Consider the following 15,731-nt stretch of genomic DNA (forward strand, 5'->3'; position numbering starts at 1 on the left):
GTCAACGAATCCTCACGCAGGATTCAATTTTTCGTGAGGTATCGGCGGCCAACCCGCGCCACAATGCAGCCAGCCTCCCCACTGGCCCCGAGCTGCCGATGTCCACCAAACGCGTGCTGATCGTCGAAGACGATGCCCACATTGCCGACCTGCTGCGCATGCATCTGGGCGATGAGGGCTACGACGTCGCCCATGCCGCCAGTGGCGACGCCGGCCTGCGCCTGCTCGAGCAGGACGGCCCGTGGGATGCGCTGGTGCTGGACGTGATGCTACCCGGCGTGGATGGCCTGCAGGTCTGCCAGCGTGCACGCGCGATGGCGCGTTATGTGCCGATCATCATCATCAGCGCGCGTGGCAGCGAAACCCAGCGCATCGTCGGCCTGGAACTGGGCGCGGACGATTACCTGGCAAAACCCTTCTCGATGCCGGAACTGGTGGCACGGGTGCGCGCATTGCTGCGCCGTGCCGAGGCGATGGCGCAGAGCGCACGCATCGACGCCGGCGCAATCGAACTGGGCGGCCTGCAACTGGACCCGGTGGCGCGCACCGCCTCGGTGGACGGCAATGCGCTGGAACTGACCCCGCGTGAGTTCGACCTGCTGCTGTTCTTCGCCCGTCATCCGGACCAGGTGTTCGCGCGCATGGAACTGCTCAACCAGGTCTGGGGCTACCAGCACGATGGCTACGAACACACGGTCAACACCCACATCAACCGCCTGCGCAGCAAGATCGAGCCAGACCCGGCCAATCCACGGCGATTGCTGACGGTGTGGGGGCGCGGCTACAAGCTGGTCGACCCGGCCGGGGCGGCGGCATGATCAAGCCGAACCTGTGGCAGAAGCTGGCGGTGGTGACCGCCGCGCTGATGCTGATGTGCTGCATGGCGTTGTTGGCACTGCAGATGCGCGCCAACACCCGCCATGAGCAGGAAGTGGTGCAGCGGCTGTCGCTGGGCCTGGCCGAACACATCGCCCAACGCAGCGAACTGATGGACACCAGCGGCATGCGCGATGCTGCGGTGCGTGCGCTGTTCGGCCAGTTGATGGCGGTCAATCCCAGCGTCGAGGTCTACCTGCTGGACGACCAGGGCCGTATCCTCGGCCACGATGCGCCCAGTGGGCATCTGGTGCGCAATCGGGTGGACGTGGCGCCACTGCGTCGCCTGCTGGCCGGTGCGCCGTTGCCGATCCTGGGCGATGACCCGCGCAGCGCGGACGGCCGCAAGGTGTTCAGTGCCGCACCGTTGATCGTGCAGGGTCGCCAGGCCGGCTATGTGTACGTGGTGCTGGTGGGCGAGCACCGGCAGATGCTGGCCGACGATCTCGCCGCCGGCAGCCAATGGAACACCACGCTGTGGTCGGTCGTGCTGGTGGGGGGGCTCGGTCTGCTGGCCGGGCTGGTGGCGTTCTATTGGGTGACCCGCCCACTGCGGCGGCTGACCCGGCGCATCCAGGCCTTCGACATCGATGCGCCGACGCCGCTGCCGCCGCCGGAGCCACTGCGCCCAGGTGAGCGCGACGAACTGGTGATCCTGGAACACGCACACGCGCAGATGGCGCAGCGGCTGGGTGAGCAATGGCAGCAGTTGCGCCAGCAGGATCTGCAGCGGCGCGAACTGGTGGCCAACATCTCGCATGACCTGCGCACGCCGTTGTCGTCGCTGCACGGCTATCTGGAAACGCTGGCGTTGAAGGACGCTACGCTGTCGCCGGATGAGCGCCGCCGCTACCTCGGTATCGCGTTGGCGCAGAGCGCCAAGGTTGGCCGGCTTGCGCGTGCTCTGTTCGAGCTGGCGCGGCTGGAACATGGCGAAGTGCGCCTGGAGTGGGAAGTGTTCGCGCTGCCGGAACTGCTGCAGGACGTAGTGCAGAAGTTCGAGCTGGCCGCGCAGGCGCGCAACCAGCGCCTGCACGCCGAGTTCCCGCCGGGCCTGCCATTGGTGCGGGCCGACCTGGGCCTGGTCGAGCGGGTGCTGACCAACCTGCTCGACAACGCGTTGCGGCATGCGCCGGAAGGTGGCCGGATCGATGTGCGCCTGCGTGCGACGCCCGACAGCGTGGAGGTCAGCGTGGCCGATGACGGCCCCGGGGTGGCGCCAGCGCTGCGAAACCAGTTGTTCCAGGCACCGGCTGCGTTGGGAGCACGGCGCGGCGAGAACGGCGGCTTGGGCCTGTTGATCGTGCAGCGCATCGTGCAGCTGCACGGGCGCCGGATCGAACTGCGCGACAGCGAGCGCGGCGCGTTGTTCGTGTTTGCCTTGCCGCGTGCCGAACCCGCGGTCTAGCAGGTCGTCTCGCTCTCCACGGCACCGCCGCTTTCCAGCGGCAGGTGCAGGCGGATGCAGGCACCGCCCAGTTCGGAGTCGGTTACTTCAACCTGGCCGCCATGCTTGTCGGCCACCACCTGCACCAGTGCCAGGCCGAGGCCGAACCCGGGGCTGCCCGGATCCAGCCGCACATAGGGTTGCAGCACCTGGCCGCGCAATTCGGGTGCGATGCCGGGGCCATCGTCCTCCACCTGCAGGCACAGCCAGCCGTCGTTGACCGTGCTGGCGATACGGATCTGCCGCCGTGCGTAGCGCAGGGCATTACCGAGCAGGTTGCGCAGCGCCAGTTCCAGCATGTGCCGGTTGACGTTGACCAGGCCTGCCGGCGACAGCACCTGCTGTACCGGCATCGGCAGCGGTGCGAACTGGGCCACCACGCCACGTACCAGTGCCGCCAGCTGCAGGCGCTGGCGGGTCAGCTGGTGACAGCGGCCCAGTGCGGCGTACTCAACGCCGGCATCGGTCAGATGCTGCAATCGATCGACATCGGTACGCAGCCCGCCCAGCGCATCGCGCTGCACATCGTCGAGCGCGGTGTCCTCCAGGTCGGCCAGGCCGAAGCGCATCCGCGCCAATGGCGTGCGGACTTCGTGCGCCACCGCCTGGGCCAGCACGCGCTGGCTTTCCAGCAGCTGCTGCAGCTGCTCGGCCATGTGATTGAAGGCATTGGCCAGCGGCCGCACCAGCGCGGTTCCTGCGCGCGGTGCGCGGGTATCCAGCTGGCCGTCGCGCATCTGCCGGGCGGCCTGGGCCAGCTGCGAGACGTCGCGCCACAGGCGGTAGACCATCACGTACATCGGCAGTGCCACTGCCACCATCAGGATCAGCAGCAGGATCGCCACGCCGGACACTTCGCTGTCCTGCCAGCCCTCGTCCGGCAGCGCTTCGTCCAGTGGCCCCAGCATCACCGCGTAGTCGCTGTCGCCGATCCGCTGCAGGCTGCGCATGTGCTCCAGGTCGATCTGCACCCGGCCGTTGTTGAACGGCGGTCGCTGGTTGGCCGACAGCGCCTTCTCCGCCTCGGCCAGCGGCACCATCCGCAGGGCGTAGGCGAAGTCAGCGTCGAGCCCGCGTGCCAGGGCGGGCCATTGCTCGCGTGGTGTTTCCGCGAAGCGTTGCTGCAGCAGCACATGGGTGCCGCGCATCTCGGCCAGCAGGCTGGCTTCGGTGCGGTCTTCCAGCAGTGCATCCCAGGCCCACAGGCCAAGCACGATCAGCAGCAGGTGGGCAACCAGGAAGCCAATGCCGTAGCGCAGGAAGTGGAAGGCGTGGCCGCGCATTGCCGAAGGCGTGCGCTTCATCCCCATGCCGAGCGGCTGAACAGATAGCCGCGTCCACGGACGGTCTTGATCCGCTCCGGTTGTTCAGGGTTGTCGCCCAGCTTGCGGCGCAGGCGCGAGATGCGTGCATCGATCGAACGGTCCAGGCCGTCGAAGGCGATGCCACGCAGGCCGCGCAACAGTGCATCGCGGTCCAGGATCTGGCCGGCGTTGCTGGCCAGCAGGAACAGCAGGTCGAACTCGGCCGTGGTCAGCTCCAGCAGGCTGCCCTGCAGGTGGACGTTGCGGGTGGAAGGGTCGATGCTCAGCTCGCCGAATCGCAGGCTGCCGTCGCGCGGTTCGACCCGGCGATGGCGGCGCAGGTGCGCACGCAGGCGGGCCAGCAGCACCCGCGGTTCGATGGGTTTGCCGATGTAATCGTCGGCCCCCAGCTCCAGTCCCAGCACCTGGTCGATGTTGTCGGTGCGGGCAGTCAGCACACAGATGATGCCGTCGTAGTGGGGCCGGATCTGTCGACACACTTCGAAACCGTCCTGGTCCGGCAGACCAACATCCAGCAGGACCAGGGCCGGCTTCTCAGCCAGGATCCGGGTCACCGCACGCTCGCCGCTGCGCTCGTGGGCGACCTGGTAACCATGCCGCTGCAGATAGTCACTGACCATCGTACCCAGGCGGGCATCGTCTTCGACCAGTACGATATCCAGCATTTTCAAGGCCTCCGTGGACGCAAACGTACCGCCACGGCACGAGCGCGGCGATGCTATCCCAGCCTTCGGGCCGCCCGGGTCCCGGGGGCGGGCGCCATTCAGCCGGGGTTGCTGGCGCACCGGCCGGGTCTCAGCCCCGGCAACAACTTGCCGCCCAGCATAGCCGGTTGCCGTTACAAAACGTTACCTTCGTGATACGTCCGGTGACCATCGCTGACAGCAACGCGACTGACGCAGGGCGGGGGACGGGCTGAGCATGGAGTCTCCTCCGTTCCGCGTGCCGCCCCCATGTCGCCCGCCGCCCCCTGCCTGCTGAACCCGTCCCGCCGCTGCCACTGCGGAGGTGCCCGATGAGTGGCGTGGTTGGTGCCTGGCTGCCGCCGGCCGAGGACGAGCATCTGCTGCAGCAGCTGGCGCCGATGCTGCGCGCCCTGCAGCAGCGCGGCCGGGGCCGCATCGGCTACTGGACCGACGCCGAGGCCGGCCTCGCACTGGGGCACTGCCGGGCGCCGACCGACACGCCGCTGCAGCCGCTGAGCTCGGACTGCGGTCGCTACGTGTTGTGCCTGGACGGCCGCCTGTACAACCGCGCCGACCTGCAGTCGCAGCTGCACGAGCTGCCGCGCAGCTGCAGCGATGCCCGGCTGCTGCTGCAGGCGATTGTTGAATGGGGCGTGGAGCGGGCACTTTCCCGCATCGAGGGCGCCTTCGGTTTCAGCGTCTGGGACCGGGAGTCGCGCGTGCTGTGGCTGGCCCGTGATCCGGTTGGCGAGCGGCCGTTGTATTACGGCTGGTACCAGGGCCAGTTCCTGTTCGCCTCCGAAATGAAGGCGCTGCAGGCGTTCGCCGGCTTCGCGCCGAGCATCGACCAGGATGCGCTGAGCCTGCTGCTGCGCCACGACTATGTGCCGGCGCCGCACACCATCTACCGGGGCATCCACAAGCTGGTGGCCGGCGCGGTGCTGCGCATCGATCTCAGCGACCATGCTGCGGGTTACTCCAGCCAGGCCGCGCAGGGGGGCGCGCGCTACTGGTGCGCACGCGATGCGATGCAGAGCGCATTACAGGAACCACTGCTGCCGGCGCCGAGCCTTGAGCAGGCCACAGACCAGCTGGAAGCCGTACTGCAGAAGGCCATCGCTTCACGCATGCACTCGCCATTGGCCTGTGGCGCGTTCCTGTCCGGCGGCACCGACTCGTCGCTGGTAACGGCGATGATGCAGGCGCAATCGACCCTGCCGATCGAGGCCTGGACGGTCGGTTTCGACGATCCCGGCCATGACGAGAGCGATTGGGCCTCGCAGGTCGCGCGGCATCTGGGCGTGCAGCACCATCTGCACCGGATGGACGCGCGCCAGGGCCTGGATCTGCTGCAGCGGCTGCCGCAGGTCTGGTGCGAGCCGTTCGCCGATGCCTCGCAGCTGCCGACCCTGCTGGCCAGTGAACTGCTGGGCGCGCGCAAGCCGGTGGCGCTCACCGGCGACGGTGGCGATGAACTGTTCTTCGGCCACCCGAGCTATGGCCGCGCGCTGCGCAATGCGCGCCTGTGCGGTGGCCTGCCGGACTGGGTGCGCGATCTGGCGCGGCGCAGCGGCAACCGCATGAACGTCGAGCGTGGCCGCCTGGGCGGCTGGCGTGCGTTGGTGGCCGAGGTCGCCGCCAATGACGTGGAAGGTCACTACCTGCAGCGCGTGACGCGCTGGCGGCAGCCGGCACAGGTGGTGCTGGGCGCGCGCGAGCCGATGACGATCTTCCAGCAGCAGGACACGGCGCTGCCGGCCGAAGCCCGCATCCAGCTGCTGGATTTCCGTATGGATCTGGCTGAGGGCATCCTCGCCAAGGTCGACCGTGCCGGCATGGCGGCCGGGGTGGAAACCCGTGCGCCGCTGCTGGACATGGAAGTGGTGCGCTTGGCCTGGCGGCTGCCGCAGCACCTGAAGTATCACGACGGTGAGCACAAGCGCATTCTCAAGCACCTGCTGGCACGCTATCTGCCCGAGCCGCTGGTGTACCGGCCCAAACGCGGTTTCGGCCCGCCGATGGCACGCTGGCTGGCCGGCCCGCTGCGCGATTGGGCCGAGGCGCTGCTGGACCCGCAGCTGCTGCGCAACCAGGGTTGCTTCGATGCGGCACGCGTGCGCGGCATCTGGGAAGCGTTCCTGCGGGGTGAGCGCAAGTGGCACACGCACCTGTGGAACGTGTTGATGTTCCAGGCGTGGCACCAGCACTGGCACGTCAATCGCGGGCGTTGAGCCGTTTCTGCATTGCGTGCAGCGGACTGAATCAGTGTGGCGCAGGGCGGATGCCCTTGCGTACGAATGTCCTCCGGCGCCGGCCGTTGGCCGTCATCTCCCCCTTTACTTCGTACGCAAGGGCATCCGTCCCGCGTTCGGAGTTCGTCGGCGCCTCGTTGAAAGGCGCCACGAGCGCTGCGCTTTACCTGCCGTAAGCCGAGCCTCGTCGGGGCGGGCAGGGGTCTGGGCAAAGTAAAGGAGGAGGTGACGGCCAAGGGCCGGCGCCGGGGGACATTTGTCCAGGCCCCTGCCAGTCCCGGCGGGGCCTTTCAGTTCGCGGCGAATCCAGACGAGGAAGCGCTCTTCAATGCAGACGCCAGACAAAAAAAGACCCGGCAGAGGGAGGGATCTGCCGGGTCCGGATTGCGTGGGGGGAGGGACCCACGCAATGAGCGTTGCGTCGCGTCAGTGGTTGTTCGCGTCCGCCGTTGATTCGTTGTAGCCCTGCACCAGTTCGGACCACGCCTTGCTGGCCACCAGGCCGAGACCGACCACGTCCTGCTGGGCCTGACCCAGCCGCTGCAGGTTGTCCTGCCACAGCTGTGCGCCCTTGTTGAGCATCCCGGCCGCGTCGTCGCTGCGGGCCAGTTCGCCCAGCCAGCCGCCGGTCGCGGTCAGGTTGCGCTCCATCGCCTTCAGCTGCACGCCGAACATGCTTTCCGCGTTCTCCAATGCCAACCGGTTCGCACGCGTTGCCGCAGCGGCGAACTGGCGGGTGGCATCACTGAAGCGATCGCTGAAGGCGGCGGCCATGGGGGCATCAGGGAGTGGCTTGATGCAATGCAGCATACGCCGTTGATGCGGCAATGCAACAAAAATAACAAAGGCGCCCACGGCGCCTTTGAAACACCTTTCAGATCAATGGGTTGATCAGGCCGCGGGGCCGCGGTAACGGCAACCGGAGGTGCAGGTTTCGTGCACGGTGATCTCGCTCAGCGCCGGCAGGCTGGGCTTGAGTTCGTTCCAGATCCACACCGCCAGATTCTCGCTGGTCGGGTTCTCCAGGCCGGGGATGTCATTGAGGTAGTGATGGTCCAGGCGGTCGTAGATCGGCTGGAAGGCTGCCTTCACGTCGCCGAAGTCCATGATCCAGCCGGTCTGCGCACCGGGCTCGCCCTCGACCTTCAGTTCCACCCGGAACGAGTGGCCGTGCAGGCGCGCGCACTTGTGCCCCGGCGGCACGTTGGGGAGGCGGTGCGCCGCCTCGAGCATGAAGACTTTGAAGATTTCCATGGCGCGATTGTACGCCGCAGGTGGCCGGCCGGCCTGAGCGGATGTTGGGCTTTTGTGAAGTAAGTCTTTCCATCCGGATGAAGAGATGATAGTTTCTCTTATATCCGTATGAAGAGATGTTATTGGCCGAACCCCGGCCAGGCATGGACTACTGCGGAACTTCGTCGCCCTTACCACCTCCCCCACATCGTCATGCCCAAGCACACCCTGCTCGTGGCGGCCCTGGCCGTCGCTCTGGCCGCGCCTTTGTCCGCCGCCGCCGAAACCTCCGCCGACGCCAGTGGCGACGCCAGCACCCTGGCCGCCGTGCGCGTCACCGGTTCCAACATCAAGCGCACCGATACCGAGGCCTCCAACCCGGTGCAGGTGATCGGCCGCCAGCAGTTGGAACAGACCGGCAAGGCCACCGTGGCCGATGTGCTGCGTTCGATCTCGGCCAACACCGGCAACGCCAGCAACGAAACCACCAACAACGGCTGGGCCTCCGGCTCGGCCGGCATCGGCCTGCGTGGCCTGTCGCAGAAAAACACGCTGGTGCTGCTCAACGGCCGTCGCCTGGCCAACTACGGCTTCCCGGCCGGTGGCCTGTCCGACACCTTCGTCGATCTCAACGCGCTGCCGCTGGTGGCAGTCGAGCGCATCGAAGTGCTCAAGGACGGCGCCTCGGCGGTGTACGGCTCCGACGCCGTGGCCGGCGTGGTCAACATCATCACCCGGCAGAACTTCGAAGGCGCCGAGATCGGCGGCAGCTTCGGCGGTGCCGACCAGGGCGGCCTGCACGAGCAGAACCTTAAGTTCGTCGGCGGCCTGGGTGATCTGGACACCGATGGCTACAACATCCTCTTCAGCCTGCAGGGGTACAACCGTGAGCGCTTGGACCAGGACGAACGCAACCTGACCAGGAGCGGCATCTACACCGACAAGCCGGGTGGCCGCTGGAACGGCTGGTCGGCCAAGGGCGCGCGCTACCTGGTCAACGGCGTGTCGGTACCGATGCTCGACGCCAACGGCAACTGCCCGGCTGGCACCACCCGCGTTGCCAGCGCGCCGATCGATGGCCTGTCCGGTGATACCTGCGGCTTCAACCAGGCGCCGTTCACCACGCTGATCCCCTCGACCAAGCGTTACCAGGCCTATGCCAACGGCACCTTCCGCCTGAACGACAACGTCGAGGCCTTCGGCGAAGTGCTGTACAGCCAGATCAAGAGCGCCGCGTGGTTCGGCAGCAGCCCGTTCTTCACCCTGGAGAGCGGCCGCTTCGCACTGAACGCCAACAGCGGCCTGGCCGAGCCGGTGTCGTCGCTGCTGCCGGCCAACAATCCGTACAACCCGTACGGCCGCGCGATCCCGATCGAGTACACCTTCTTCGACCTCGGCGGCACGATCAAGACCAACCGTTCCACCGCCTACCGCGGCGTGTTCGGCCTGCGTGGTACCACCGCCCACTGGGACTGGGAAGTGGCCGCGTTCGGTGCACGCAGCAGCGAGCGCGAGAGCGTGTCCGGTGGCTTCGCCAATCGGTGGGCACTGGCCGATGCGCTGGCCACGGGCAGCTACAACCTGCTCAACCCGGCGGCCACGCCGCAGTCGGTGCGCGACTCGATCAACATCGCCACGCTGCGTCCGGCAGAATCCAAGCTGCAGGGCATCGACGCCAAGATCTCCGGCAGTCTGGGCCACACCTGGGCCGGCGAGATCGGCTTCGCAGCGGGTGCCGAGTGGCGCCGCGAGAAGCTCGATTCCAACAACCCATGGCAGATCGACGCCGGCCTGCAGGTGCGCCCGGCCATCGCCGAAGTGCACGGCAAGCGCCAGGTCAGTGCCGCTTATGCCGAAGTGAACGTGCCGCTGGCGTCGACGCTGGAGCTGTCCGCCGCCGCGCGTGCCGATCACTACGATGATTTCGGCGATGCGTTCTCGCCGAAGCTCGGCCTGCGTTGGCAGCCGCTGGATTTCCTGCTGGTGCGAGCGTCGGCGTCGAAGGGCTTCCGCGCACCGTCGCTGTCGGAAAACTCCAACAGCACCAGCATCGCCTACGGCAGCGTGGTCGATCCGCGTGATCCGGACGTGCCGGGCTCGCGGCAGAACCCGACTTTCTTCACCGTCGGCAACAACGCGCTGAAGCCCGAGCGCACCAAGAGCGTGAACTTCGGCGTGGTGCTGTCGCCGTGGGCCAACACCAACCTGAGCGTGGACTACTACCGCATCCAGCTGGACAACCTGGTCGGCACCAACAACACCCAGACCCTGGTCAACGACAACGTGGCCGGCGCGGTGCAGCGCGATGAGCGTGGCAAGCTGCAGGCGGTCTACAACCGTTACCAGAACCTGAGCGAGCTGAAGACCTCGGGCATCGACGTCGAGCTGCGCCAGCGCATCCCGACCGCAGCACTGGGTGACTTCACCGTGTCCTCGGCCTACACCCACGTGCGCGACTACCGTCGCCCGACCGTGGTCGGTGGCCCGCTGGTGGATTACGCCGGCAGCAACCTGGGCGCGACCCTGCCCAAGGACAAGGCCACCACCACGCTGGACTGGAAGTACGGTGATTTCAACGCAGCCGTGACCTGGTACTACACCAGCAGCTACCGCCAGGAAGCCAGCACCGCCGCCAAGGCCGTGCAGCAGCGCGTCGGCAGCTACAGCCAGTACGACCTGTACCTGGCCTACACCGGCATCGACAAGCTGACCGTGTATGCCAAGGTGCAGAACCTGGCCGACAAGACGCCGCCGTACGACGCCTCGTTCCCGGGCATCCGCGCGCCGTACGACTTCAGCCAGTACGACCTGCGTGGCCGCTACTTCACGCTGGGCTTCGATTACCGCTTCTGATCCATCCGCCGCGGCCGGTCACCTGAGGGGGACCGGCCGCGCGATCGTCTGCCGTTGTGTTCCAGGGGAGTCACCGTGTCCTTGCATCGCCGTGCCGTTCTTCCGCTGCTGCTTGCCGCCGCCACCGCACTGTCCTCGCCGCAGCCGGCGCAGGCACAGAGCGCGTACTTCTTCCCGCAGGTCACCGACGCAGTGGCGTTCGATGCAGCGGTGCCGACGCCGGAGCAGTTCCTCGGCTACCCGATCGGCAGCCGTTACACCCGGCACGACCAGCTGGTGGCGTACTTCCAGGAACTGGCGAAACGCTCGGACAAGATCAGCGTGCGCGAGATCGGCCGCAGTTACGAGGGCCGCCCGCTGTTGATCGCTACCGTCACCGCCGCCGGCAATCATGCGCGACTGGAGCAGCTGCGCCAGCAGCACGCGACCCTGGCCGATCCGGCGCAGCCGCGCAGCGCCGCCGGTGACAGCCCGGTGGTGGTGTGGCTGGGCTATAGCGTGCATGGCAACGAGACCTCCAGTGCCGAGGCGGCGATGCTGACGGCGTACTACCTCGTGGCCAACCGCAGTACCGAAACCCAGCAGTGGCTGCAGCAGGCGGTGGTGCTGTTCGACCCGGCGCAGAATCCGGATGGTCGTGACCGTGCCGCCAACTGGCACAACGCGTGGGCCTCCGATCCGGCTTCGGCCGACCCGGCCGACAAGGAACATGTCGAGCCGTTCCCGCAGGGCCGCACCAACCACTACTTCACCGATCTCAATCGCGACTGGCTGGCCCTGACCCAGCAGGACTCACGGCCGAAAGTGGAGGTGTTCCACCAGTGGTATCCCAACGTGCAGATCGATTTCCACGAAATGGGTAAGGACAGCACCTACTACTTCGAGCCCTCGCCGAAGAGCATGCACAGCCCGCTGATTCCGGCGGCGTCGTATGAATTCAACAAGACCCTCGCCAGGTACCACGCGCAGGCGCTGGATGCGCTGGGTTCGCTGTACTACACCGGCGAGAACTTCGACAACTTCTCGCCGGTGTACGGCTCCACCTACCCGGACTTCCATGGCGCGGTCGGCGTTACCGTCGAGCAGGCCAGCTCGCGCGGCCGCGTGCAGGAATCGGTGAATGGCTTGCTGACCTTCCCGTTCACCATCCGCAACCAGGTCGCCACTGGGCTGGGCACGGTGCGCGGCGCAGTGACCGAGCGCAGCGGCCTGTTCGACCTGCAGAAGCAGTTCTTCCAGAGCGCGCTGAAGCAGGCCGCACAGCAGCCGGTGAAGAGCTTCGTGTTCGGCGACGCGCACGATCCGGCACTGACCCGGCGCCTGCTGGAACTGTTGCTGCTGCATCGCATCGAGGTGCGCGCGTTGGATCGTGCCGTCACTGTCGATGGGCAGCGCTTCGAGGCCGGCAGCGCCTACGTGGTGCCAGTGCAGCAGGCGCAGTTCCGCCTGGTGCACTCGATCTTCGCCGAGACCCCGCCGATCAAGGGTGATGTGTTCTACGGCAGCACCAGCTATGCAATCGCACCGGCCTACGGCGTGTCCTTTGCCGGCAGCCGCAGCCGCATCGAAGGCGGCGCACGCGTGGCCGCGCTGCCGGTGGAGCAGGGCGCGGTGCTGGGCGGCGAGGCCGGATTCGCCTACGCCATCGACTGGCGCGACTACAACGCCGGGCGCGCGCTGGCCGCGCTGCAGGGCAAGGGCGTGAATGCACGCGCGGCATTCCAGCCGTTCACCACCGCGACCGCGCAGGGCGACATCAGCTTCGCCGCCGGCAGCCTGGTCGTTCCGGTTGCCGGGCAGTCGCTGCAGGGTGCGGCGCTGCTCGAGGCAGTGACGTCCGCCGCGCGCGAGGCGGGCGTACAGGTACACGCGCTGTCCAGCGGCCGCAGCCGCGAAGGCATCGACCTCGGCAGTGACGGCGTGAAAGCGCTGCGCAAGCCTGCGGTCGCGCTGGTGATGGGCGAGGGCGTGGCCGCCACCGAGATCGGATCGGCGTGGTTCCTGCTCGACCAGCAGCTGCACCTGCCGGCCAGCAAGCTGGACCCGCAGCAGCTGGGCAAGGTGCCGCTGGACCGCTACACCACGATTGTGTTGTCCGGCGGTACCTATACGGGCGTCGATGCCACGGCAGTGGCTGCACTGAAGCGCTGGGTGCAGGCCGGTGGTTCGCTGGTGACCTACGGCAGTGCCTCGAAGTGGGCGATCGAACAGAAGCTGGCCGACGGCGAAAAGCTCGGCAAGGAAGAAGAGACTGCTGACGAAAGCCGCCGCGCGTTCGGCGACCAGCGCGATATCGCCGCGATCGAGCGGGTCAGCGGCAACATCCTCAGCGCCGACGTGGATACCAGCCATCCACTGGCGTTCGGCGTGCCGCGCCGGCAGCTGGCGATCAACAAGGAGAACACGGTGACGCTGCAGCCGAGCGCGAACCCGTTTTCCACGGTGGTGCGCATCGACACGCCGCCGCGGGTGAACGGCTATCTGTCCGAGCGCAACCGCGCGCGGGTGGCAGGCAGTGCGTGGCTGCTGGTGTCGGCGCAGGGGCAGGGCAATGTGGTGCTGTTCGCCGATGATCCGGCGCATCGCAAGTACTGGCACGGCACGGATCGCCTGCTGATCAACGCGATCTTCTTCGGGAATCTGGTGAATCCGAGCAAGGCGCGGGGTTGAGGGTTTGCGCGCCTTGATTGATGCGTGTGGGGGAGGCCGGGCGGGCTGCGCAGGACACGCCGTAAACCCGTCCTTGGGGGCTCGATGGCGCCATCCTTGGCGCCAACGGTCCTGCGCAGCCCGCCCGGCCTCCCCAAGACAGTTTCCAGCGGGCGCGGACGCGTCAGACCCCAAGGCGGGAGCGAGGGCAAAAGCAAAAGCAAAGCCAGGAATTGCGACTTCGGCTTTTGCCTTTGAATTTGAATTTGAATTTGATCTTTCTTCTCCCGGCTACCCGGCGGGAGAAGAAGGCGCAGGCAATGCTTGAAGCGGATGGGCATGGGGGCAGCGCAGAACCGTTGGCGCCATGGATGGCGCCATCGAGCTTACATGGACGTATTTACAGCGTGTTCTGCGCTGCCCCCATGCCCATTCGCCCTCGGTACTGCCACCGCGTGCTTTATCACCCGGTAGCCCGCAACAAAAAAAAAGGACGGCGCGTCAGCGCCGTCCCTCGATAGCCCCCGTGTAGCGGGAAGCACCATCCATGTCAGCTGGAATCAGCCGGCGCGACCGCCGCCGTTGCCGCCCTGGCCGCGACCGCGGCCGCCACCATTGCCGCCGGCGCCACGACGCTGGCCCTGACCCGCGCCCGCACCGGCACGCTGCTGGCCATTGCCACCGCCCTCGCGACGGCCGCCACCGGCCTTCTTCGGGCCGGCATGCGCATGGCGCGGCGCATCGCCGTGCGGACGGCGCGCGTGGCTCTTGCGCGGTGCGCGCTCGCCGGTATCGTGCTCGGCCTTGCCCGGTGCGCTGTTGCCCCAGCGGATCGGCGTCTGCAGCTCGAAGCCCGGCACGTCGCGGATGTCCATGTCGCGGCCCAGCAGGCGGGTGATCGCACGCAGCAGCTTCACTTCATCCTGCGCCACCAGCGAAATCGCCTGGCCGGTTGCACCGTTACGGCCAGTACGGCCGATGCGGTGCACGTAGTCCTCGGCCACCATCGGCAGATCGAAGTTGATTACCTTCGGCAGCTCATTGATGTCGATGCCGCGCGCGGCGATGTCAGTGGCCACCAGCACGGTCACGCGACCGGCCTTGAAGTCACCCAGTGCACGCAGGCGCTGGCCCTGGCTCTTGTTGCCGTGGATTGCTGCGGTCTTGATGCCGGACTTTTCCAGGAACGTGGCCAGCTTGTCGCTGCCGTGCTTGGTGCGGGCGAAGACCAGGGTCTGCTCGCGGCTGTCCTGCGCCAGCAGGTGCAGCAGCAAGTCGCGCTTGCGGCCGCCGTCGACCGGGTGCACGCGGTGGGTGATGGTTTCGGCCACGGTGTTCTTCGGCGTCACCTGGATCTGTTCCGGGTTGCGCATGAACTCCAGCGCCAGCTGGCGGATGTTGTCCTCGAAGGTAGCCGAGAACAGCAGGGTCTGGCGGTTCTGCTTCGGCAGCTTGGCCAGGATGCGCTTGATCGACGGCAGGAAGCCCATGTCGAGCATGCGATCAGCTTCGTCCAGGACCAGCAGTTCAATGCCGGACAGATCGATGCTGCGACGCTCCAGGTGGTCGATCAGGCGGCCCGGGCAGGCGACCAGCAGGTCGACGCCACGGCGCAGGATGTCCAGCTGGTTGCCCATGCCGACGCCACCGTAGATGCACGCGCTGGGGATGCGCAGGTACTTGCTGTAGCCGCGCAGGCTGTCATGCACCTGGGTGGCCAGTTCGCGGGTCGGGGCCAGGATCAGCGCGCGCGGCTTGCGCGGGCCGCTGCGCACTTCCTGCGAGGCGGTACCCAGGTGCTGCAGCAGCGGCAGGCCGAAGGCGGCGGTCTTGCCGGTACCGGTCTGTGCGCCGGCCAGCAGGTCGCGACCGGCCAGCGCCAGCGGGATCGCCTGCTGCTGGATCGGGGTCGGGTTTTCGTAGCCCTGCTCGGCAAGCGCACGCAGCAGGAAGGGCGCCAGGCCCAGCGATTCAAAAGACATTGAGATTGCTCCAAGTACAAGAAACGCCTGTCCGAACGGACAGACGGGGGCAGATCAAACTGATCGGCTGACTCGGAGCGTTCCCGTGAACCGCGCTGCGAGAATTGGGTGCAGCCGGCACGAAGCGCAGGCTGGAATGCGTGACGAACGGCGTCGGAGTGGGGGCGGGCGAAGAGGGCGGACCCTGGTCGCCGGCGATCCCGGAGGGAAACGGACGGCCGCTGCAGACTCCGCAAGTCTAAACGATGTTTGAGACTTCACGCAAAAAGGCCTGTTCAGCTAGGGGTTCTCTCTGCAGGGCTGCGCCCTGCATCCGCAGAGGCTGAAGCAACGGCAAAGGCCTCTGCGGGTAGGCGGGGTGGGTCCGGTGGCAGGGGACGCTGCAAGTACGTCCATGTAAGCTCGGTCGCCGCATCCATGCGGCTCAC

General features: G+C 67.2%; 10 protein-coding genes. 5 read left to right on the forward strand and 5 right to left on the reverse strand.

The features are described from left to right. Positions 1-98: 98 nt before the first annotated feature. Both R1H25_RS12440 and R1H25_RS12445 read left to right on the forward strand, forming a co-directional pair. A complete protein-coding gene (locus tag R1H25_RS12440) occupies positions 99-818 on the forward strand; it encodes a response regulator transcription factor (RefSeq protein WP_014035866.1) in 720 nt (239 codons plus the stop codon). Continuing rightward, on the forward strand, positions 815-2,284 hold the full coding sequence (locus R1H25_RS12445) for a HAMP domain-containing sensor histidine kinase (protein WP_317223722.1): 1,470 nt from the start codon (positions 815-817) through the stop codon (positions 2,282-2,284). The genes R1H25_RS12440 and R1H25_RS12445 overlap by 4 nt, the downstream gene beginning before the upstream one ends. Here R1H25_RS12445 and R1H25_RS12450 read toward each other — a convergent pair. Together R1H25_RS12450 and R1H25_RS12455 are read right to left on the reverse strand one after the other, a co-directional pair. Next, complete coding sequence (locus tag R1H25_RS12450) at positions 2,281-3,627, reverse strand: ATP-binding protein (RefSeq protein WP_317223723.1); 1,347 nt, start codon at positions 3,625-3,627, stop codon at positions 2,281-2,283. The genes R1H25_RS12445 and R1H25_RS12450 overlap by 4 nt on opposite strands. After that, positions 3,624-4,313, reverse strand: a complete 690-nt coding sequence (locus R1H25_RS12455; RefSeq protein WP_049444898.1) for a winged helix-turn-helix domain-containing protein — start codon at positions 4,311-4,313, stop codon at positions 3,624-3,626. Before R1H25_RS12455 ends, R1H25_RS12450 begins: the two co-directional genes overlap by 4 nt. A gap of 350 nt (positions 4,314-4,663) precedes the next feature. On the opposite strand from R1H25_RS12455, the gene asnB reads away from it, so the two are divergent. After that, positions 4,664-6,565: an asparagine synthase (glutamine-hydrolyzing) gene (asnB, locus tag R1H25_RS12460; protein WP_317223724.1), complete on the forward strand. Its 1,902-nt coding sequence runs from the start codon at positions 4,664-4,666 to the stop codon at positions 6,563-6,565. Positions 6,566-7,012: 447 nt separating this feature from the next. On the opposite strand, the gene R1H25_RS12465 is transcribed toward asnB, so the two are convergent. Both R1H25_RS12465 and queD read right to left on the reverse strand, forming a co-directional pair. Beyond that, positions 7,013-7,360: a phasin family protein gene (locus R1H25_RS12465; RefSeq protein WP_088480682.1), complete on the reverse strand. Its 348-nt coding sequence runs from the start codon at positions 7,358-7,360 to the stop codon at positions 7,013-7,015. Between the two features lie 117 nt (positions 7,361-7,477). After that, positions 7,478-7,840 carry a 6-carboxytetrahydropterin synthase QueD gene (queD, locus tag R1H25_RS12470; RefSeq protein WP_049444904.1) on the reverse strand — a complete coding sequence of 121 codons (363 nt, stop codon included), beginning with the start codon at positions 7,838-7,840 and terminating at the stop codon, positions 7,478-7,480. A gap of 192 nt (positions 7,841-8,032) precedes the next feature. Between queD and R1H25_RS12475 the strand changes: the two genes are divergently transcribed. Then, positions 8,033-10,672 (forward strand): TonB-dependent receptor, encoded by a 2,640-nt coding sequence (locus R1H25_RS12475; protein ID WP_317223725.1) that lies wholly within the window; start codon positions 8,033-8,035, stop codon positions 10,670-10,672. A 75-nt stretch (positions 10,673-10,747) separates the two neighbouring features. Continuing rightward, positions 10,748-13,342, forward strand: a complete 2,595-nt coding sequence (locus R1H25_RS12480) for a M14 family zinc carboxypeptidase (protein WP_317223726.1) — start codon at positions 10,748-10,750, stop codon at positions 13,340-13,342. 539 nt (positions 13,343-13,881) lie between these two features. Here R1H25_RS12480 and R1H25_RS12485 read toward each other — a convergent pair. Next, on the reverse strand, positions 13,882-15,303 hold the full coding sequence (locus R1H25_RS12485) for a DEAD/DEAH box helicase (RefSeq protein WP_154348452.1): 1,422 nt from the start codon (positions 15,301-15,303) through the stop codon (positions 13,882-13,884). Positions 15,304-15,731 lie beyond the last annotated feature (428 nt).

This window comes from Stenotrophomonas veracruzanensis, from assembly GCF_032911525.1.
Classification (GTDB): Bacteria; Pseudomonadota; Gammaproteobacteria; order Xanthomonadales; family Xanthomonadaceae; genus Stenotrophomonas; species Stenotrophomonas africana.

What these genes read in the sequence shown, in the direction of transcription:
- asnB (WP_317223724.1), top strand. Translation starts at nt 4,664, where the DNA reads ATGAGTGGCGTGGTTGGTGCCTGGCTGCCGCCGGCCGAGGACGAGCAT.
- R1H25_RS12485 (WP_154348452.1), bottom strand. Translation starts at nt 15,303, where the DNA reads ATGTCTTTTGAATCGCTGGGCCTGGCGCCCTTCCTGCTGCGTGCGCTT.
- R1H25_RS12450 (WP_317223723.1), bottom strand. Translation starts at nt 3,627, where the DNA reads ATGAAGCGCACGCCTTCGGCAATGCGCGGCCACGCCTTCCACTTCCTG.
- queD (WP_049444904.1), bottom strand. Translation starts at nt 7,840, where the DNA reads ATGGAAATCTTCAAAGTCTTCATGCTCGAGGCGGCGCACCGCCTCCCC.
- R1H25_RS12440 (WP_014035866.1), top strand. Translation starts at nt 99, where the DNA reads ATGTCCACCAAACGCGTGCTGATCGTCGAAGACGATGCCCACATTGCC.
- R1H25_RS12445 (WP_317223722.1), top strand. Translation starts at nt 815, where the DNA reads ATGATCAAGCCGAACCTGTGGCAGAAGCTGGCGGTGGTGACCGCCGCG.
- R1H25_RS12475 (WP_317223725.1), top strand. Translation starts at nt 8,033, where the DNA reads ATGCCCAAGCACACCCTGCTCGTGGCGGCCCTGGCCGTCGCTCTGGCC.
- R1H25_RS12465 (WP_088480682.1), bottom strand. Translation starts at nt 7,360, where the DNA reads ATGGCCGCCGCCTTCAGCGATCGCTTCAGTGATGCCACCCGCCAGTTC.
- R1H25_RS12455 (WP_049444898.1), bottom strand. Translation starts at nt 4,313, where the DNA reads ATGCTGGATATCGTACTGGTCGAAGACGATGCCCGCCTGGGTACGATG.